At 42.5% G+C, this 20,623-nt stretch carries 14 protein-coding genes; 11 read left to right on the top strand and 3 right to left on the bottom strand.

Annotation, left to right across the window (positions count from 1 at the left end; translation table 11 throughout):
* Positions 1-111: 111 nt before the first annotated feature.
* Positions 112-1,650 (bottom strand): FAD-dependent oxidoreductase, encoded by a 1,539-nt coding sequence (locus tag KOL94_RS16270; RefSeq protein ID WP_221567431.1) that lies wholly within the window; start codon positions 1,648-1,650, stop codon positions 112-114.
* 300 nt (positions 1,651-1,950) lie between these two features.
* Between KOL94_RS16270 and desB the strand changes: the two genes are divergently transcribed.
* From desB to qoxD, 7 genes are all read left to right on the top strand, one after another.
* Positions 1,951-3,033, top strand: coding sequence for a Delta(10) desaturase DesB (gene desB / locus KOL94_RS16265; RefSeq protein WP_221567430.1), 1,083 nt, complete (start codon positions 1,951-1,953; stop codon positions 3,031-3,033).
* 211 nt (positions 3,034-3,244) lie between these two features.
* Positions 3,245-5,101 carry a cation:proton antiporter gene (locus KOL94_RS16260; RefSeq protein ID WP_221567429.1) on the top strand — a complete coding sequence of 619 codons (1,857 nt, stop codon included), beginning with the start codon at positions 3,245-3,247 and terminating at the stop codon, positions 5,099-5,101.
* A gap of 134 nt (positions 5,102-5,235) precedes the next feature.
* Positions 5,236-6,108: a hypothetical protein gene (locus tag KOL94_RS16255; RefSeq protein WP_221567428.1), complete on the top strand. Its 873-nt coding sequence runs from the start codon at positions 5,236-5,238 to the stop codon at positions 6,106-6,108.
* A gap of 624 nt (positions 6,109-6,732) precedes the next feature.
* Entirely contained in the window at positions 6,733-7,647 is a 915-nt protein-coding gene (gene qoxA, locus KOL94_RS16250) for a cytochrome aa3 quinol oxidase subunit II (RefSeq protein ID WP_221567427.1), read from the top strand.
* A gap of 20 nt (positions 7,648-7,667) precedes the next feature.
* The gene (gene qoxB / locus KOL94_RS16245) at positions 7,668-9,599 is read left to right on the top strand and encodes a cytochrome aa3 quinol oxidase subunit I (protein WP_221567426.1); all 1,932 of its coding nucleotides are present in this window, start codon (positions 7,668-7,670) and stop codon (positions 9,597-9,599) included.
* A gap of 14 nt (positions 9,600-9,613) precedes the next feature.
* Positions 9,614-10,249 (top strand): cytochrome aa3 quinol oxidase subunit III, encoded by a 636-nt coding sequence (gene qoxC / locus KOL94_RS16240; RefSeq protein WP_221567425.1) that lies wholly within the window; start codon positions 9,614-9,616, stop codon positions 10,247-10,249.
* Entirely contained in the window at positions 10,242-10,538 is a 297-nt protein-coding gene (qoxD, locus tag KOL94_RS16235; RefSeq protein ID WP_221567424.1) for a cytochrome aa3 quinol oxidase subunit IV, read from the top strand. Before qoxC ends, qoxD begins: the two co-directional genes overlap by 8 nt.
* Before the next feature lie 389 nt (positions 10,539-10,927).
* Here the strand turns inward: qoxD and KOL94_RS16230 are convergent, their stop codons facing one another.
* Together KOL94_RS16230 and KOL94_RS16225 are read right to left on the bottom strand one after the other, a co-directional pair.
* Positions 10,928-11,188 carry a spore morphogenesis/germination protein YwcE gene (locus tag KOL94_RS16230; protein WP_221567423.1) on the bottom strand — a complete coding sequence of 87 codons (261 nt, stop codon included), beginning with the start codon at positions 11,186-11,188 and terminating at the stop codon, positions 10,928-10,930.
* A gap of 349 nt (positions 11,189-11,537) precedes the next feature.
* Positions 11,538-11,894, bottom strand: coding sequence for a DUF488 domain-containing protein (locus KOL94_RS16225; protein WP_221567422.1), 357 nt, complete (start codon positions 11,892-11,894; stop codon positions 11,538-11,540).
* Between the two features lie 145 nt (positions 11,895-12,039).
* Between KOL94_RS16225 and KOL94_RS16220 the strand changes: the two genes are divergently transcribed.
* The 4 genes from KOL94_RS16220 to KOL94_RS16205 all read left to right on the top strand — a co-directional run bounded on the left by KOL94_RS16220 (position 12,040) and on the right by KOL94_RS16205 (position 20,622).
* Complete coding sequence (locus KOL94_RS16220; RefSeq protein WP_221567421.1) at positions 12,040-13,146, top strand: PRK06851 family protein; 1,107 nt, start codon at positions 12,040-12,042, stop codon at positions 13,144-13,146.
* Positions 13,147-13,292: 146 nt separating this feature from the next.
* Positions 13,293-14,618: a S8 family peptidase gene (locus tag KOL94_RS16215; protein WP_221567420.1), complete on the top strand. Its 1,326-nt coding sequence runs from the start codon at positions 13,293-13,295 to the stop codon at positions 14,616-14,618.
* A gap of 78 nt (positions 14,619-14,696) precedes the next feature.
* Positions 14,697-15,611 carry a GNAT family N-acetyltransferase gene (locus tag KOL94_RS16210; protein WP_221567419.1) on the top strand — a complete coding sequence of 305 codons (915 nt, stop codon included), beginning with the start codon at positions 14,697-14,699 and terminating at the stop codon, positions 15,609-15,611.
* Between the two features lie 286 nt (positions 15,612-15,897).
* Positions 15,898-20,622 (top strand): S8 family serine peptidase, encoded by a 4,725-nt coding sequence (locus KOL94_RS16205; RefSeq protein WP_221567418.1) that lies wholly within the window; start codon positions 15,898-15,900, stop codon positions 20,620-20,622.
* Position 20,623 lies beyond the last annotated feature (1 nt).

Raw genomic sequence — 20,623 nt, 5'->3', positions numbered from 1 at the left:
AAGATCCTTTTAAAAAGTGTGGGGTCTTGCCTGGCTCGCTTTCCTGCAGGTATGTCGCAAATTTCGCTTCAATCAAACTTTGTCAGAAATCAAAAGTATTAATTACAAAGCCTATTCTTTATCTTCAAGAGAGACCTGTTTCAATGGTTTCTCGGCAGGTCCTTCCACGACAGTGCCGTCTATTGAAAAACGGGATCCATGACAAGGGCAGTCCCAGGTTCGATCACCGCTGTTCCATTCTGTTTCGCACCCCATATGGGTACAAGTCGTATCAACCAGGTGCAAACAACCATTCTCATCTTTATAGGCACCTGTACGTTTTCCGTTTACTTTTACGACCGCACCTTCGTCGTTCTCCATATCTTTTAGTTTTTTATGGGCGAGTCCAACTTTTCCTGCGACGAAGTGTCCTGCGACGTCAGCGTTTTGTACAACTAGATTTTTCAAGCTGGGATCAGCGTAAAAGCGAGAAGGTGTATATAGTTCTTCGTATGGACTTAATCCTTTTGTGATGAGGTCTGTAATCAATTGTGCTGCGATTGTGCTGGTTGTCATACCCCACTTTTTAAATCCGCTCGCGACGAAAATATTGTCGTACTTCGAACTTATTTTGCCGATATAAGGGATCTTATCAATGGTGACCAGATCCTGAGTAGACCAGCGATACGGAGACTCGCGAATTCCCAAGGTTGTCTCTGCCCAATCCTGCAGGGTCTCGTAATGCTTGAACGTATTGATTCCATGTCCTGTTTTGTGGCTTTCACCTCCGACGAGGATGTAGGTCTCACCATTAATGGTCGTATCACGAAGTGAACGTATTGGCTGATCTACACTTAAATACATGCTGCCTGGATAGGGTTTATCTGATTTAATAGCAATTACATACGATTTTTCAGCATGCATCCTTGCGAAATAAAAGCCTCTCCCATCGAAAAAAGGGAAATGGGATGCGATCACGACATGGTTGCATGTAATGTTGAATCCATTCCTCGTAACCACTTTCGGTTTAATTCCGGTTTCAATATCTACTGCAGGGGTGTTCTCGAAAATCATCCCTCCAGAAGCTTTGATTTTCTCTACAAGCGGAAGCAGATAACGAAGTGGATGGAATTGTGCCTGGTTTTTCATGACTAAAGCTGATTCAATTGGAATATCAAACGGAATTTCGTCGACCAGGTCACCCTCAATCCCTAGTTTTCGATAGGCTTCAAACTCTTTCTGCAGTTTATGGTGGGACGTTTTTTCCGTAGCATATAGATAAGCATCCTCACTCTTAAATCCGCAGTCAATATTATTTTCTGCAATGGTGTTTTGGATGAATTGCAGAGCTTCGGTATTGGAGCGATAATATTGTTTCGCCTTCACTTCACCGATATGCTGAATCAACTCATCATAAATGAGGTCATGTTGAGCTGTGATTTTTGCAGTAGTGTGGCCAGTGGTCCCGTTAAGGATACTGCCAGCATCAATCAACGCGACACTTTGTCCAGATTTGGATAAAAGGTAGGCTGTTGTGATACCAGTAATACCTGCTCCGATTATAGCGACGTCAACTGATTGATCTTCAATCAAAGTATCAAAAGCTGGAAACTCTACTCCCGTTCTCCATATAGGTTCAGGAAATCGGGGGAGTGATGGATTGGTTGTCATAATAATTCCTCCTCGTTCACATCATTTGTTAGATAATTTTTCCTAACGAATGGAATTCATGTATACAGTGGAGAAATCGACAAAAAAAAAACATTAGTAATCAAAATATACCACCAACTATTATGACTTGGTAATAATTATTCATTGACTTTTACAGCATAAACCTGTTAGGGTTAAGTCTAAGTTTCAGAAAATTGAGGCTTATCAAAGTGATGATTAAAATGAACAGGTCGGAGGGGAACATAAACAGTCCGTATATAACGAAATTTGTACAGAGCGAACACAAAGGAGCGGTAAAACATGAAAGATTATCATACATTTGGTTGGTATGCTGCAAGGATAGCTCCGCACATGCCAAAGAAAGCATTCAAACCTGTCCCTTCAAGACTATTAGGTGGTTTAGTCTACTTGCTTATTTCGATAGCAAGTTTCGTTACGATCATTTTCTTCGAAACAAATATTTGGTTGAACCTATTGATCAGTTTGATCTTGGGTGCGAGCTTCGCTGGGATGGGCTTTTTGGGACATGAGATTTTACACGGTACAGTCGTAAGGAAGCCTTGGCTGAGGGATTTCCTTGGTGCAGTTGCATTTTGGCCGTTGACCACTGGACCTAAACTCTGGAGAAAATGGCATAACCTGACGCATCATGTTCATACGCAGGATGAGGAAAAAGACCCTGATGCATGGCCGAGTATGAAGAAATTCTCGAAGAATAAATTTATGCGCTGGATTTACAGGATCCCATTTTTAATTCGAGCGATTGCAAGTTTTGCTGCATTAGCTGTTACGTTTACACTGCATTCCTTGAAGATGTTCACCGTTTATATCAAGGAATTCAATCCGAAGAAACAGCCGAGTGTTTGGCTCGAAGCGATTTTACCTTGGGCCACTTGGATTGGTCTGTTAGTGTGGATTGGATTTGAGAAGTGGTTCTTTGCATTTTTATTGCCGTTGTTAATTGCTAACTTCATCGTTATGGCCTATATTTCAACGAACCATCGCTTAAATCCGCTTGTACCCGTGAATGACCCATTGGCGAACAGTCTGACAGTCGTAACACCTAAGTGGGTAGATGTGCTGCATTTCAATTTTTCTTATCACACGGAACATCACTTGTTCCCTGGTATGAATCCCAAGTATTATCCGATGGTCAAAGCCCATATCAAGAAAATGTGGCCGGAGCGCTACCATGAAATGCCTTTTGGACAAGCGTTGTTGGCTCTCTTCAAAACACCAAGGGTCTATTACAATGATAAAGAATTGATCGACCCTCATAAAGGAAAGCTTTTTGGTTCTTTAGGAAATGGACTTAACCTGAAAACCAGGACAATCAAACAAGTGAAACAAGTGAGACAAGTAAGACAGCTGAAAAAATCATAGTTATAGGAGACCTTCTTGCATATTAAAGTCGTGCAGTAGGTCTCTTTTTTTTTCGTACATTTCAGTATAACGTTATCGTTAGACATGAATCCGAAAACCTGTATAATAAATTAAATATCATGAAAATATGAGAATTTTACATACTAAAAGGGTACTAAATAAAACGATAGATACACGTCATCATCAAATATTCAGTGTGAAGGAGAACATAATGATTGAATCTTTACTATTTACAATCATGCTCATCATCGTCCTGGGTATCGGATCACAATGGTTAGCCTGGCGTTTCGGTTTACCTGCAATCGTAATCATGACAGTTGCTGGTCTTCTTGCTGGTCCATTTCTAGGCATCATAAATCCAGAAGAGGATTTTGGGCAATTATTCAATCCAATTATTTCAGCAGCTGTTGCCATCATACTTTTTGAGGGCAGTTTAAATTTAGATTATCGTGAAATAAAAGGAGTCAGTAGACCGATATTACGGATTGTCACGTTTGGTGCACTAATCGCATGGGTTCTGGGCTCATGGGCAGCGCATTATTTTGCAGGACTTTCCTGGGCTGTTGCATATGTAATCGGAGGGTTATTCATTGTTACTGGTCCGACGGTCATTCTCCCTCTTTTAAGACAGGCTAAGCTAAAGGCCAGGCCTGCGGCGATTTTGAAATGGGAAGGAATCATCGTCGATCCTTTTGGCGCTTTATTAGCTGTATTCGCTTTTGAAATCATTAAATTTCTTACAGAAGAAAGTGTCACAGCTAAAACGTTGTTACTCTACTTCGTAGCTTCTGCAGTAGCAGGATTCCTTGGATGGCTATTCGGACGGGTATCTGGTTGGATGATTGAAAAAGGGCATGTACCGGAGTTCTTGAAGTCACCTTTCGTATTTGCCTTTGTACTTGCTTGCTTTTCCATTTCAGACGAAATCATGCATGAAACAGGACTATTAGCAGTAACTGTAATGGGAATCACGATGGCAAACATGCACATTACTTCCATCGATGATATGCGTCACTTTAAAGAGACAATGTCGGTCATGCTTATTTCTGCAGTATTCATCATGATTACGGCATCATTGACAATTGAAACGCTCCTCGAGATTTTCAACTGGAACATACTCTCTTTCGTTGTCTTAATGATGATACTAGTTCGACCATTATCGATTTTTCTATCAACGATCCGAACAGATTTAACATTTCAAGAGAAAACATTGGTCGGTTGGATTGCGCCTCGTGGAATTGTTGCACTGACGGTATCAGGGTATTTTGATAGTGCTTTACGAGATCAAGGATTTGAAGATGCAAGGTTGCTGACTCCGTTGACGCTAGGACTTGTGTTTGCTACGGTTTGCGCCCACGGTTTTTCGATCCGATGGATGGCCAGGAAGCTGGGGCTGGCGATTGATGACCAACCAGGTGTTCTTCTAATCGGTGGGAGCATTTTCAGTGCTAAGTTTGGAGAAGTTTTAAAAGAAATGAATATCCCAGTGTTGATTACGGACTCTTCTTACGATCGATTAATTACTGCTCGTAATCTTGGTGTACCAATTTATAGAGGGGAAATTCTATCTGAACAGACTGATTACCAGATTGATTTCACCCCTTATGAATATATGGTAGCTTCAACGGATATCGATTCGTATAATGCGCTGGTTTGTAATACGTTCGTTCCTACATTCGGAAGGACAAATGTGTATCAATTGAGTCTTCATAACACCACCGGAGATGACCTCCGCGGACTTGACCCTACAGTTAGCGGAAATATCATATTTCATGATGGAGCAACGTGGGAAGTGCTAAACAAAAAGGTCGAAAGCGGCTATGTCTTCAGAAAAACGAAAATCACTGACCAATATACGTTTAAACAATATGTAGATGAGCGGGCTGATGATGCAGAATTACTTTGTATATTAAAGCCTTCAGGAAAAATCGTTTTCTTCACAGAAGAAAATTCAGTCAAAGGTGAAGATGGAGATATCGTCATCAGTCTAGGACCACCGAACAAAGGGTCAGATAAAATAAGAGAAAAATATAAAGAAAATTCAAATCCGACAATTACTCGGGCATAGGGGAAACCAAAAACAGGGTTGACAAATCATGTCAGTCCTGTTTTTTCTTGCAACTCATTCATTAAAGAAGGACTGAAGACCTAGGAACGAGAATAGGTTAACAGGGTTTGAACTGTTGATAAGGACGTGTTCGAGTGGTAGTTAAAACGATAAAATACTTGATATATGGATGTTTGTTTTTATTGATTCCAGCAACACTCATTTTGCTGGCTGTTCATCTTACGGTATTCAAGCCTTATGATACAATCAATGGGTTTGAGCAAACAGGTGTATATGGCGAACTTCAAATCATTCTCCCAGAAGCGCTCCAGGAATCTGAAGAACTCTTGGATGTAACTTCTGATGAAAGATTGAATGAGATTTTTAAAGAGGTTGTAAAAGAACACCTGACCGTCAATCGGATTTCAGAAATCCTATCCTTCATCGAGAAGGACATGTGGGATTATATTTTAGATAAAGATGTTGAATTAGAAGCCATTGATCTAACTGATATTCGCACTGCTTTCCTTGAGAAAGTGCAGCGCAGCGAAAGCATGCAGGGCGAAACGATCTACCAAGATAAATTCATCGATCGTGTAGAATGGGTATCGTTACTGGAAATGGACCAAAAAAGAATGGATAAAATTAAAAAGTATTATGAGCAAATGACGGTATTAGTGATTTTGAATGGCTTGATGATTGGTCTGTTGATTGGCCTCAGTTTCTTCCTGGCGACGAATCGGTTAAGAAACTTGAAGTGGTTGTCGTCACTTTGTTTGATAGCAGGATTCACAGTGATGACAGCTGCTGTGTTATTCCATATCATTGGGCTTGATTGGATATATACACAGCTGGAACTATCAGGTGTATTTTCAGGTTTGACGGATAATATCCACGCAACATTGGATCGGCATTTCCTCGCTTTTCTATCTGCTTTAATCGGATTTGCTGGATTTTTGTTTGTAACAGGTCTGGTCCTTTATGGATTGACTATCCTTAAGAGCAATAGAAGAGGACTAATGGCGTAGACTAATAATGAAAAGAGGCTGTTCTAAAAGTTCTGAGCATAGGAGAAATCGTCGAGACTCTTTACTGAAAAAGTTTCGGAGATTCCGTAACGGAGAGGAGACCTTATTTCGTTAAAATCTTAGTGAATCAACTCTTTTGTTCACAGATGACGGCTCTTCAATCAATTTGTTTACAACAACTTTCATCATCTTAATCCACTTTTTGTAAATATGTTACCAAATGGTAACATATTTATTAGGTTCAGGCAATATTTAAGTAATTTAGCGTAAATATGGGCAAATAAATGTTTGAAAATGGGTTGAATGTTGTTTTGGTATGGACCCGCCAACCGATGAAACAATATCCAATTATTCAAACGAAATTTGACCAACTTGTTTCAAATCTATGAGCTTTTAAACAATCTGGTGACACTTTGTGTTTTAAGGGGTTTGAAAGGTTTTACGAATAACTGAGATAGGGTAAAGCTAACTCAAAACCTATTTAGGATCAAACTGTTCCATGTTGAGAAGGGAGAGTTGGTTATCCGTTTACTTAATTCATTACGCTTTACTATATAGCCAATTACACCAGTGAGGACCTCATACACATACAGACGACTAACCCCGGAGAGGAAGGTGATTCCCTTGAAGAAACAGGCAAAATTCATTCTCGGATTCATATCGCTGGTTATTATTACCTTTATCAGCGGTTGCAGCGAGCTTGCAGTCTTGGATCCAAAAGGCCCCGTCGCTCTGCAACAAAAAGATCTGATCATGCTGTCGATCGGATTCATGCTCTTCATCGTGCTTGTTGTCTTTGTCCTTTTCACATTCATGATCGTCCGTTACCGGGAGCGTCCAGAGAATGCCGATTATGAACCACCTCAGGATGAGGGAAGCAAGGTACTTGAGATCATCTGGACAGCGATACCGGTTCTTATCGTCATAGCCCTTGCAGTTCCAACCGTTAAAACAATCTATGCACTCCAAGAACCACCAAAGGCCACATCTCATAAAGATCCTGTAGTTGTCCATGCAACTTCTGTAGATTGGAAATGGATTTTTACTTATCCAGAAGAAAATATCGAGACAGTCAACCACCTGCACATACCAGAAGACCGGCCAATCCTTTTCAAGCTGACTTCTGCTGACTCGATGGCGGCTTTATGGATTCCCCAATTAGGTGGACAGGAATACAACATGGCAGGTATGGAAACGGAGCTCTATCTACAAGCAGACGAGCCTGGGACGTATAAAGGCAGAAACGCAAACTTTACAGGTGAAGGGTTCGCGAATCAAAAATTCATCGTAAAAGCTCAAACAAGAGAGAATTACAAAAAATGGGTGCAGGAAACAAAGGAATCTGCACCAAAACTGACGCAAGAAAAATACAATGAGTTGATGAAAATGAAATTATTCACTGAAAAACTCACATTCTCATCAACACACCTTGAATGGGTCGATCATGCAAAACAAGCAGATTATGCGGTCAAAGTCCGCAAAGGATTGGACCCCTCAAAAGATAAACATAACCACAATGACTCACATGAATCACATTAGTAAGGAAGGGGGAAGAGACTATGAAATGGGATGAGTTCTTTGTCACTGGAGATCCATTCATTTATGCTGCCGATGTTTCCATTGTTTTGACAACAATCGCGATCGTATTTGTTCTGACTTATTACAAAAAGTGGAAATGGTTGTGGAGCGAATGGCTTACTACTGTTGATCATAAAAAAATCGGCATCATGTACATCATTGCAGCTGTCTTGATGCTGTTCCGCGGAGGGGTCGACGCCCTGCTCATGCGTGCGCAAATAACCGCTCCAGGTTCAGAAATCCTCAAATCACAGCATTATAATGAAATCTTCACGACACATGGTACGATCATGATCATCTTCATGGCTATGCCGTTCTTAATCGGTTTGATTAACTTTGTCGTTCCACTTCAAATCGGGGCGAGAGACGTAGCTTATCCGTACTTAAATGCCGTGAGTTTCTGGACGTTCTTCTTCGGTGCTATGCTCTTCAATATTTCTTTTGTGATAGGTGGTTCACCTTCAGCAGGCTGGACAAGTTATGTACCATTAGCCGGAGATGAACTGAATCCCGAACCAGGTCAGAATTATTACCTGCTTGGCTTACAAATTTCAGGGATTGGGACTTTGCTTACCGGAATCAACTTCCTTGTTACGATATTGAAAATGCGTGCTCCGGGTATGAATTTGATGAGGATGCCGATGTTCACATGGTCAACCTTGATCACGATGCTTTTGATTATCTTTGCGTTTCCGGTGCTAACCGTAGCCCTTGCCTTGATGACCTTTGACCGCTTGTTTGGTAGTCATTTCTTTACTCTAGCTGACGGCGGGATTCCGATGCTTTGGGCGAACCTCTTTTGGATTTGGGGACATCCTGAAGTATATATTGTCATTTTACCGGCATTCGGCATTTTTTCAGAAATCATCAGTACTTTTGCACGTAAAACGTTATTCGGATATAAAGCGATGGTCTGGTCGATGGTTTCTATTGCAGGCTTAAGCTTTATTGTGTGGGTGCACCATTTCTTTACGATGGGGGCAAATGCCGTTGTCAACTCGTTCTTCTCGATTACGACAATGGCGATTGCAATTCCAACCGGGGTGAAGATCTTCAACTGGCTGTTCACTCTTTATAAAGGTCGGATAAAAATAACGTCAGCTATGTTATGGTCGCTTGCCTTCATTCCGAACTTCACGATTGGTGGAGTGACAGGGGTCATGCTCGCGATGGCTGCAGCTGACTATCAGTATCACAACACGTATTTCCTGGTTGCCCATTTCCATTATGTATTGATTTCCGGAACTGTATTTGCTTGTTTTGCAGGCTTGTACTTCTGGTATCCGAAAATGTTCGGTCACAAGCTGCACGAGCGTATTGGTAAATGGAGCTTCTGGTTATTCATGATCGGATTCAATGTCTGCTTCTTCCCAATGTATTTTCTGGGCTTGAATGGGATGCCGAGACGGATTTTCACATACGAATGGGCAGATGGATGGTTCGACTTGAATATGGTGGCGACAACCGGAGCGATTGGTATGGCGATCGGATTTGTCTTGCTCGTCTATAACATTTACTGGAGTTTCCGTTATGCAGAACGTGAAACGATGGGAGACCCATGGGATGGCAGGACGCTGGAATGGTCGACACCTACACCTGTGCCGTTCTATAACTTTGCTAAAATACCTGAGGTCACTGGACTAGATGCTTATTCGAGAATGAAACGGGATCCTGTTAAAGATATCAAGAAAGATTACAAGCCAATCCATATGCCAAGCTACTCCGGAAAACCGATTATCATGTCAATAGCCTTATTCATAAGCGGTTTCGGCCTTGTATTCGAATGGTGGTGGATGGCGATAGCAGGTCTGATCGGTGTACTAGCCATGCTTGTCCTACGGTCGTTCGATTATGATGATGGTTATTATGTGTCCGTTGAAGAAATTGAAAGAATTGAAAATTCCATTGAATAGAGGAGGCGTGAAAGATGGAATATGTGCAATCTGAAAACGGCAAGCACGAAGCTCCTGACACGCCGTTAGAATATCAATCTGAGACAGGACGGTTGAACATCCTAGGGTTCTGGGTCTTCCTTGGAGCAGAGATTGCTCTGTTTGCAACCCTTTTTGCTTCGTATCTCGTTTTAATAGGACGTTATGCGGATGGACCTACGCCTGGAGAGTTATTTGAAGTAAAAGGTGTTTTGATTGAAACATTCTTGCTCTTAACATCAAGCTTCACTTGTGGTTTGGCAGTTCATGAGATGCGGCGTAACAGCTTAAAAGGCTTGATCGTCTGGCTGGGCATCACATTATTATTGGGATTAGGATTCCTGGGCTTTGAAATCTATGAGTTCGTTCATTACATCCATGAAGGGGCTAGCTTGACGACAAGTGCTTATTGGTCCGGGTTCTTTGTTCTTGTTGGAACACATGGGGCTCACGTTACAATGGGAATCGCCTGGATGATATTGATCATCATCCAACTGGTCCAAAGAGGATTGACAAAACATACTACTCGAAAAGTATTTGTTGCCAGTTTGTATTGGCACTTCCTAGACGTCGTATGGATCTTTATCTTTACTGCTGTTTATCTGTATGGGATGGTGATGCACCATGGCTAAAAAAAGTTCACACTTTCCATGGCAGCATTTAATCGGGTTTTTATTATCCATCATTTTGACCTTGGCCGCTTTATGGGTTGGTTTGTATTCTGGATTTTCGATGACGGTAATCATCGCAATCATTGTGACCTTGGCGGTTTTCCAAGCGGTCATCCAACTCTTTATGTTCATGCATATGACAGAAAGCAGTAACGGAAAGGATCAGACCCATATGATGGTCCATTCAGCATTTATCGCAGTTATTCTCGTAGTAGGAACGTTATTCGTATTATCATACGGATTCCATTAAGCATATAAAGAGCGTGCTGACGGCATGTCAGCACGCATTTTTAAGCTCTGTTAAGTTTTTAAAGCGAATTTCATAGAGAAAATACTTTAAGCGAAATTTGATTTGCGACATTCCTGCGGGAAAAGCGAGCCAAGTGAGATCCCGCAGCGAATTAAGGATCTTCGACTAACACCTGAGCGAGGAGGCTTGCGGAAGTAGGTGAATGCAAAGAAGTGATGTCTAGCTCAGTGACCAGTCACTTGGATCACTTCAAGCTTCCTGCGGCGACCACAGCTTCCTCGTCAGCTTTCCAGTGACCTTCGTGCCTAACCGGGTCGCTTCCGCTTTTCTTGAGCCCTCGGAAAGGGAGTGAATTTCGCAGTAATTTATAATACCGAATAAAAGATAATTTAAATTTTCTTCGCTTTGTTAAATGCGTGTCCAGTGAAGATCATGAATGCAGCGACATGTGCGAAAATGACATTCGCTACGAAAATCGATCCTAAGATGATATGTGTCAGCATGCTCAAGTCAAATGATAAATACAAAATGACATACAGCCACATGCATAGGATGAATGGGATTTGCAAGATCGCAAGCTTTTTCCGGTCCTGCCACAAAAAGAGCGGCGTCGCACTTGCTACGAGTAAATAAACTAAGAATACGTCCATAATGGAACGCCTCCCTTCTCAAACCGATTGTTAACGCTTACAAAAGAATTTTTTTCAAATAAGTAAGTCCGGTACATTGTGACAACTTTAAATCCAATTTGTGAACGATTTGTTACAGATAGTATAACACGATAATAATTATTTGTGATAATTATTTGAACAATCGGGCGAGTGTTTTGAATTCGTTCTATTATTTAGCAGAAAACCAGTTGTAAGATACTCAACAAGAATTTTTAAGACAGTGTAATATACCTGAGAAAATGTTCATACGGACACTCGAGGGCCAAAAAACAGTTGGAGTTGTCCTATAGATGCTTCATACGGATAAACGGAACCCAGCCATCAGTCTTCAGTCCAGAAAACCTTTCAAAACAACAGCATGATTGTGCTTTTGATCCTTGGCAGCATACAATAGGGTCACTTTTCCGTCTTTTATGAATGACCTTATTTTTTCTGCAGCTTTTTGTTTTTCTTCATCATTATCCAATTCGCTTTCATATCTTTCCTTGAATTCCTTGAAACGATCAGGGTCATGTCCGAACCATTTACGCAACTCCGGACTTGGAGCTACCTCCTTCAACCATTCATCTAAAGCTGCCTCTTCCTTAGAAACCCCTCTTGGCCAGATGCGATCAACCAAGATCCGTTTTCCGTCATTTTCTGATTTGGATTCATAGATTCGCTTCAATTGAATAGCCAATTTCATAACCTCCGTCCAATAATGATCCATATTAATTTTCCTTTTTTCAACGTTCCTTAAACACACCCTTTAACCTTAGGCAATCACCCAAAAAGACTTTGTTGCATATAATAACAGAGGCAATCCGAAATCATGGAAGGGAGTGCTTGACTTGTCAGGTAAGATCACAAACTATTTTGCAGGCGGGAATACCGCTAGAGGATTTTACAGTCTATATGAATCATGCTTGGAAGGACTAGACCGTTTGTTCATTTTGAAAGGCGGCCCTGGTACAGGAAAATCATCACTGATGAAAGCGATCGGACATGAATGGAACGATAGAGGCTATGATATAGAATTTCTTCACTGTTCATCCGATAATGAGTCGATTGATGGCGTAATCATTACAGCCTTGAAAGTCGGAATCGTAGACGGTACGGCACCGCATGTCCTTGAACCGAAATTCCCTGGGGCAGTGGAGGAATATGTGAATTTAGGATCCGCATGGGATTCAAATATACTCGCATTTGACCGGGAAGAAATCAAAAAGCTCGGTACCCGTATTTCTGATGCTTTTAATGAAGCGTATGCTTATTTTGCAGAAGCGTTGGAAGTACATGATGAATGGGAAAAAATCTATATCGAAAATATGGATTTTGCAAAAGCCGATCAACTGACAATTGAATTAATTGAAGAATTCTTTGCAGGTAAATCATTGCATAAAGGCTCGAAGGTAGTACATCGTTTCTTAGGGGCGGCGACGCCAAAAGGAGCAGTGGATTTTGTTCCTAATCTGACAGAGGGTGTGTATAAGAGGTATTTTATTAAAGGCAGACCAGGATCAGGGAAATCGACGCTGCTGAAAAAGATCGCCGTAACAGCAGAAGATAAAGGATTTGATGTTGAAATTTATCATTGTGGATTCGATCCGAACAGCCTTGATATGGTCATCATACGGGAGCTCGGTATTGCGATTTTTGATAGTACAGCACCCCATGAATATTTTCCGGATCGTGAAAATGATGAGATCGTCGATATGTATAAAAGAACGATCACACCAGGAACGGATGAAAAATATGCAGTGGAACTATTGGATATAACCGAACGCTATGCTTCAAATATGAAAAGTGCTATTCAATGCCTTGCAGAGGCGAAGGGATATCATGATGAATTGGAAAGTTACTATATCAAAGCAATGGATTACGATAAAGTGGAAGAACTGAAAAATGAAATTGAGCAGGAAATCAAACGGTTGTCTATGGTCGGCCAGACAACATGAGCATGAAATGAGGACAGATGCAGCCAAAGCGTCTGTCTTCATTTTTGCTCATTCTATTTTCTCTATCAAATAGGCGTGTACCGTTACGTTTTTAATAGATTCTCATAATCTAGTAAAAACCTAACAAATTTGATAGAGGTGAAAGCATGTTTGGTTATTCCATGGTTCAAACCATAAGAACGTATGCGCATAAAATCGATCAACCACTGCGAGAACAAATGCTTTACATGTACAGGCCGTTTACTTGGATTCCGTGCTTTATGCATAATTCCGTTGAACGGTTCATTAAGAAAATGAAGAAAGTTTCAGTCGTCATCGAGTTCCAGAAGGACGGATTTGAGAATGGGTGCAATGAACTCCTCCGGTTTTCAAAAAGCCATACACGATGCCGGATGAGAAAGACCTTCTCATTCGTATCCTGCTGCAGTATCGATGCTACTCCTGCCATGCTCGAAGATATCCTTAGTAAATGCTCCCATATTAAAAAAATTTTTCTGAATCGAGAAGTACAAGCCTTGTTAGATGTTGCTACGCCGTCAGTGAATGCTGAAAATATCATTCGGAACAATACGACTTTATCCGGAAAAGACGTTACCATTGCAGTGATCGACACTGGTATCCACCCTCATGAAGACCTTGATGGTAGAATTGTAGACTTTGTTGATTTCGTAGATCAGCGAATAGAACCATATGATGACAATGGTCACGGAACTCATTGTGCAGGTGATGCGGCCGGGAACGGAACAGCTTCAAATGGAAAATATAGAGGACCTGCTTATGAGGCAAACCTGATTGGGATAAAGGTGTTGAATAAAATGGGGTCCGGTACACTGGAATCAATCATGCAAGGTATCGATTGGTGTCTCCAGTACAATAAGGATCATCCAGATAAAAAAATAGATGTCATCAGCATGTCCCTTGGAGCAGCTGCTCAAAAGTATGAACATGAAGATAAAGATCCGATGGTGCAAAGTGTCGAAAAAGCTTGGGAAAATGGAATCGTCGTTTGTGTAGCCGCAGGGAATAGCGGTCCGAATGCCCAAACGATTTCAAGTCCAGGGGTTAGCGATCGTGTGATTACTGTCGGGGCTTCGGATGACTTTAACACAGTAGACAAATCGGATGATGACGTTGCTAGTTTTTCAAGTAGAGGTCCGACGGTTTATGGAGTGGAAAAGCCCGATATACTAGCTCCTGGAGTCAATATCATCTCTCTCCGTTCCCCGAATTCCTACATCGATAAGCTGCAAAAGTCGAGCCGGGTCGATGGTGACTATTTCGTCATGTCGGGCACATCAATGGCAACACCGATCTGTGCAGGTGTCGTTGCATTGATGCTGCAGCACAATCCGAATGCTACCCCAGATCAGATCAAGGAGAAGCTTTTGGAAGGAGCAGACCAAAGAGAAGGACTTGATCCGAACATCTATGGCCGTGGCTTCATCAATGCTGAAAAATCAATACCTGAATAACTACCGTTCGATATATAATGAACTGTGAGTGATACTTCATTCACAGTTTTTTGTGAGGTGACGAACGGAGGAGAATGTATGAGGGTAGAACGCTTGATGGACACAGAAATTGAACGGTTTGTGCATTTTTGTAAAGAATGGAGAAGTGCTGTAGACGAATCTTTTTTAAATGATGAAGATTTGAAATCATTTCGTAAAGATGAAGAGAATCCCACTTATCTATTAAAGGATGGAGAGGAAGTGATCGGCGCAGCATCCTTGATGATGGATGATTATTTCAGAAGAGGGAAGCGAGGACGATTTCGTATTTTCCATTCTGAGATTGAGAGTTTTAAGGCTTATCAGTTACTCCTGGAGGCAATTTTGCCGCATACAAACATGATCGACCGCTTCTTCCTTTTCGTACGTGGTGAAAGCCGGTTCCAACGAGATGTATTTAAGGAACTGGGATTTGATATCGAGCGTTATTCATTCGTTTTAGACCGAACAGATTCTCCTGTCGGTAAAGTCAGATTCCCAGAGGGTTATCAGTTGAGAACCTTCCAATTCGAGAGAGATGAAGAAGCGTGGTGTGAAGTCCGCAATGATGCCTTCGCCACTCTTGCAGGTTCAGAGACTCCTGTCCTCCCAGAGGAAGTCAAAAAAATGCGGGATGAAGAAGGTTATATAGAGGGTGGTATTAAGGTTTTGTTCGATGAGCACACCCCCGTCGGACTTGTGCGGACAACAAGAGAAGTCCATAAAGGAGAAGAGCACCTTTTCATCCATTTAATCGCAGTCAAAAAATCTTATCATAGAAAAGGGTTAGGGCGTAACTTGCTGAGAGCAGGGTTGGAATTCGGCAAAGGGGCCGGCTTGACGAAGGCATTGATCACCGTAAATGCTGAGAACGAAAAGGCGGTCCACCTTTATCTGTCTGAAGGCTTTAGACAATACGAAACGATGGTCTGTTATAACTATGCAATAAAGGAAAAAGATGATGCGCATGGCTGATAGGTATCCATATTGATAAAGTCTTTCTAAAAAGCTGATCCATTAAAATCGGCTTTTTCTTTTATCCCTCTTTTTCGCTCCTCTTCCCTAAATTTTGCTTCCTTCCTCTTTTATATGTCAAAAGTCCCGATCGTTAAATCGAGCAAAACTCCTTTCTTTCCACTTTATGGATGTAACCTTCGTAGGAATAATTTCTAAATAGTCCCAATTATTAGAAAACAAGAAGGAAATTGTCAATAATTGTGTAATTTTCGCTTTGAGACTAAAACTAAAGGAGTGAAAATATTTGCGACGGTTAAAACGGAAGCGCAAGCTTTTCGCATTACTGTTCAGCTTTTTACTTATTTTCTCTATGTTCGCGCCACAATCTACATACGCAGAAACAGCATCAGACAATTCAGCCACCGTAGATCATGACATCCTAGAGAAGGAACGGGAAGCGGAGTATCAAGATAAGTCGAAAGACACCTCTAAGGAGGAAAAATCGTCTGATCCAGGAAAAGAAGGTGGGGTTGAATTAGTCTCATTGATGGAAGGACTCGGATGGGAACCTCCATCTTTATCTGACCAATCTCCACAGGCTGAAACAAAACCTGACAAGGTTGAAGCAGATATCCTCAACCAACTGGAAAAGAAAGAAAAAGTTGACGTCATCATCAGGATGAAAGAGCGACCCGAAATCGAAGCGATTTTTCCCCAAGTCAAAGCAAAGAAATCAAAGGCAGAGAAAGTAAAGCTGCTTAAAACACACCTCGAAGAAAAAGCAAAAGCCTCTCAAAAAGCACTCGATAAAGCAATGAACTCACTCGAACAAAAGGGAAAAGCAAAAAAGCATAAGAGCTTCTGGATCATCAATGCGATGTCAGCAACAGTATCTAAGGAAGCTTTAAAGGAATTACAAAAAAGAGATGACATTGAGCGGATCACGTTGGATCGTGTTCTTAAAGTGCCAGAAATCCAACAGGAAGAAAATCCCCCTAAACTACCTCAATGGGGTATTGAAAAAGTCAAAGCAACGAAAGTCTGGGGCGATTATGGTCTCAAAGGTGAAGGTGTCGTTGTCGGAATCATGGACACTGGGGTCGACGGGACCCATGAAGCATTGAAAAATAATTACCGCGGCCGTGACGGCGATCACTCGGACTCCTGGATCGATGTATCAGGGAGTGGCTATAGCACCCCGACTGATGGGCATGGGCACGGTACTCACGTTGCTGGTTCTGCAGTGGGCGGCGGTGCAGGTGAAGCGGTAGGTGTTGCACCGGAAGCAGAATGGATCGCAGCGAAAATCTTTTCAGATGGCGGTTCTGCCACAGTCTCAGGAATCCATGCCGCTTTCGAATGGTTCATGGCACCAGGTGGAGATCCTTCAAAAGCTCCGGATGTCGTGAACAACTCATGGGGAAATTCAAATACCTACAGTATGGAGTTTTATGAAGATGTAGAAGCCTGGGTTTCTGCAGGCATCTTTCCTATGTTTGCGGCAGGAAACGATGGACCAGGTTCCCAAACGATCGGGGCTCCAGGAAGTTTCCCGCAGTCGTTTGCGATCGGAGCAACAGATGTTAATGACCAGATTGCATACTTCTCCAGCCGTGGGCCGGTTTTTTGGGAAGATGAGAATGGAAATCAAATCCGCCTGTTGAAGCCGGATGTAGCAGCACCAGGGCATCATATCTATTCTGCCTGGCCGACAGCTAAGGGGGAAGGCAAATACAATACGATCAGCGGTACATCAATGGCGACCCCACATGTAACAGGGGCAGTTGCATTATTGCTCCAGGCAAATCCTGATTTGACAGTCGATGAAATAAAAGAAATGCTTCGTGACACAGCAAGAGTGGAACCGTTCATGGGTGCACTCCCCAATGACGTTTATGGTCATGGTATCGTGGACATTTATCAGGCCGTAACAGAGACTGCATTTGCCGGAGAGTTAAAAGGAACATTGAAAAATGTAGACGGAGAACCGATCACCGGGACGATCCAGTTTGACAATGGGGTGTCCTATGAAATTGCTGAAGACGGTGTCATCGAATTGAAGATAAGAGAAGGCAGCCATGAGGTCGTCATCAAGTCCTTCGGATATGAAGACCAAACCATAACCATCGATATCCAGAAAGACGAAGTGACGGATGTCGAGTGGGTGCTAGAACGTGCTACATCCTATGCTCTCGAAGGGAAAGTTGCCGAAAAAGACAGTGGTGATGCAGTGCCTTTCGCTTATATCCGTGTAGTGGATACACCATTAGAGCCTGCACGAACCGATGAACAAGGGAACTTTGCATTAGGACAAATACCAGTCGGTACTTATGAGCTTCAGGTATCCGGTGAAGGGATTGCCGGCACGTCAATGGAAGTGACTATCGATGCCGATCAGAACATCCAGATTGAAGTTGGAGCTTCCGAATCCAGTTCAAAGCCTGGCTGGAATACGGCAAACAATAATAATGGCCGTAACGCAGTATCCCCATCCTCGATTGATATAAACAAATTGGATCTAGGTTGGGAATATGAATTGGGCTCAAAAGGAGAAATTTTATTTTCGACTCCTGCTGTTGCCGATCAAAGTGTTGTCCTGACGACAGATCGTGGTTGGGTCGTAAATCTCGATACAGAGACAGGTGAAGAAAATTGGAGTATCCGTTTAGGTGCGACGAACCGGTCAACCCCAACGATTAAGGATGGAGTCGTCTATTTATCCGGTGGGCAAGATGGGCGGATCTATGCGCTTAATCTCTCAAACGGTAATATTTTATGGAACTACCAAACTGACTCCGTAACAGTCTATGAATCACCAATCTATCATGATGGAAAGCTTTTTGTAGGATCAGGTTTGGATGAAAATGCACATGTGACAGCGTTGAATGCAGAAACAGGTGAAAAGATCTGGAGCACCCCTCTAGGCGCACCAACATTCTTTGGCGGCAGTTTAGGTGACGGCAAGCTCTATGTCGGCAGTTACGACAACATGACCATCCGGGCTCTAGATATTGCTGATGGCTCGGAAGTTTGGAGCAAAACCCTCACGAATGAAGGCGTTGCTGCTCGTACAGTTTATGTAGGTGGAGAGTTGTATGTGGTCGGTACCAATTTCAATGCCGAAACAGGTACACTATATAAGCTTGATCCAGATAGCGGCGAAGAAATATGGAAGGTAGAAGGAGTCGGTGACACACAAGCGGGATCCCCAGTCGTCTATGAAGATCTTGTTGTGATGACATCAGCCGCTCAACCGATTTTAAGAGCTTTTGATCGGGAAACAGGAGAACTCGTCTGGACGAATCGGGCAGTCGGTTCAGCCTTGCACAATGGATCAGTCACATCAAATGGAATCCTCTTTGTTGCAGGGACAAGTGGAACCTTTTATGCGCTGGATGTCTACACGGGTAAAAGGTTAAAAGAATTCCCGCTCCCAGACTACAGCACTTCTGGACTTCCGGTCTTACCAGGAAAGGTTCTTGTTCCATATCGTAAAGGGATCCAAAGCTATCAATCTCCTGGTGTATTGATGGGTACCATGAAGGATGGAGCTGGACAACCGGTAAAAGGGAAGGTCTCTGTACTGGAAACAGGCGTTGAAGTCGAAGCAGATGAAAATGGTCATTTCACGTTAGAACATCGACCTGGTGAATATACCGTCAAGGTTGCACAATACGGGAAACAGCAGGTGGAGGAAAACATCCGTTTTGTTTCAGGTTATGAAAGGACGAAGGATTATGTATTAGAAGCTGCCGAAGCTGGTTTGCTGCAAATCCAGGTGAAAGATCAGCGCAGCCATGAGGGCCTTTCAGGTGTTGATGTGAAGTTGAAAGATACATTTGTCGAAGGAACGACGAATGAAGAGGGATCATATACAGATGAAGCGGTATTTGAAGGAAAATATGAATTGGTCCTATCGTTGAACGGTTACGTACAACAAAAACAGATGATCACTATTACACCAGGGGAAGAAACAGTCATCAAGGTTGAATTGCAACCGATCGACATAGCTGTACTCAACGATTGGAATTCTGAAGTTACGAAACTTCTGAATGTCAATGGATACACAGCAGAAGAACGTGACTGGGATATCATTGAGGATATCGAACGCTATCAGATCGTTTATCTGAACGGAGCTTATGGTTCCGGTGGAGAACAGCCTGATGCAGCGACCTTCGATTCCTTAGTACAAGCTGCTGAAGAGCATGATGTCAATTTGATTTTTGCTGACCAATGGGGTTCGAGCTATGGTTCGATCGAACATTTGCACGAGTATTATGGCGATCCGAAAGAATTCGATCATCAATATGATGGTGGTGCTGTAAGACTCGAAGTAGATGTTGAACACCCGATTTTCGAAGGGTATGAAGTTGGTGACAGACTGACACTCTTTGAGCGGACCGGGGATCTTACATGGTTCAATCAGTACTCTGGACGCCATCTCGGATCAATTGGAAATACGTCATTAGGGTTTGTCGGTTCAGGGGTCGCGTATAAAGCGGTATCAGAAGACAGTGCACATCTCCTTCTTTCGAGCCACGGTGGAGCACCTTGGATTTCACCTTTACAAGGGTGGTTAGGAGCACAACAACAAATCCTATTCAACGGAATTGATTTCTTGAACGAAGCGGAATATGGCAGTGTATCGGGAACTGTCGTGAATGTTGATGGTGAGCCTGTTGAAGCTCAAATTGAGATCTCTGAAACCGGTGTGAAAACACAAGCGGTTCTTGGAGAAGGTTCTGGAGCGAATGCAGATTACGAATTATTCCATGATCCAGGAACGTATACGATGGAAATCCGCGCACTCGGTTATGAAACGCAAACACAGGAAGTTACGTTCACCCATGGAGAGCCCGCAGAGGTATTCATTACACTTGGGGCCTCGAATGGTGGTTCGATCACAGGACTTGTAACAGATTCGAATACACAACAGGTAGTGAAAGAAGCACAGGTTACAGTAACGAATGAAGCTGGTGATGTCGTAGCGGAAACGACAACTGGCACGAACGGACGATATGAAGTTTAGA

It is taken from the genome of Alkalihalobacillus sp. TS-13, assembly GCF_019720915.1.
Classification (GTDB): Bacteria; Bacillota; Bacilli; order Bacillales; family Fictibacillaceae; genus Pseudalkalibacillus.
The sequence above is the reverse complement of the archived record's forward strand: the minus strand, read 5'-3'. Positions and strand labels throughout refer to the sequence as shown.

What these genes read in the sequence shown, in the direction of transcription:
- KOL94_RS16270 (WP_221567431.1), bottom strand. Translation starts at nt 1,650, where the DNA reads ATGACAACCAATCCATCACTCCCCCGATTTCCTGAACCTATATGGAGA.
- desB (WP_221567430.1), top strand. Translation starts at nt 1,951, where the DNA reads ATGAAAGATTATCATACATTTGGTTGGTATGCTGCAAGGATAGCTCCG.
- KOL94_RS16260 (WP_221567429.1), top strand. Translation starts at nt 3,245, where the DNA reads ATGATTGAATCTTTACTATTTACAATCATGCTCATCATCGTCCTGGGT.
- qoxB (WP_221567426.1), top strand. Translation starts at nt 7,668, where the DNA reads ATGAAATGGGATGAGTTCTTTGTCACTGGAGATCCATTCATTTATGCT.
- qoxC (WP_221567425.1), top strand. Translation starts at nt 9,614, where the DNA reads ATGGAATATGTGCAATCTGAAAACGGCAAGCACGAAGCTCCTGACACG.
- qoxD (WP_221567424.1), top strand. Translation starts at nt 10,242, where the DNA reads ATGGCTAAAAAAAGTTCACACTTTCCATGGCAGCATTTAATCGGGTTT.
- KOL94_RS16230 (WP_221567423.1), bottom strand. Translation starts at nt 11,188, where the DNA reads ATGGACGTATTCTTAGTTTATTTACTCGTAGCAAGTGCGACGCCGCTC.
- KOL94_RS16225 (WP_221567422.1), bottom strand. Translation starts at nt 11,894, where the DNA reads ATGAAATTGGCTATTCAATTGAAGCGAATCTATGAATCCAAATCAGAA.
- KOL94_RS16215 (WP_221567420.1), top strand. Translation starts at nt 13,293, where the DNA reads ATGTTTGGTTATTCCATGGTTCAAACCATAAGAACGTATGCGCATAAA.
- KOL94_RS16210 (WP_221567419.1), top strand. Translation starts at nt 14,697, where the DNA reads ATGAGGGTAGAACGCTTGATGGACACAGAAATTGAACGGTTTGTGCAT.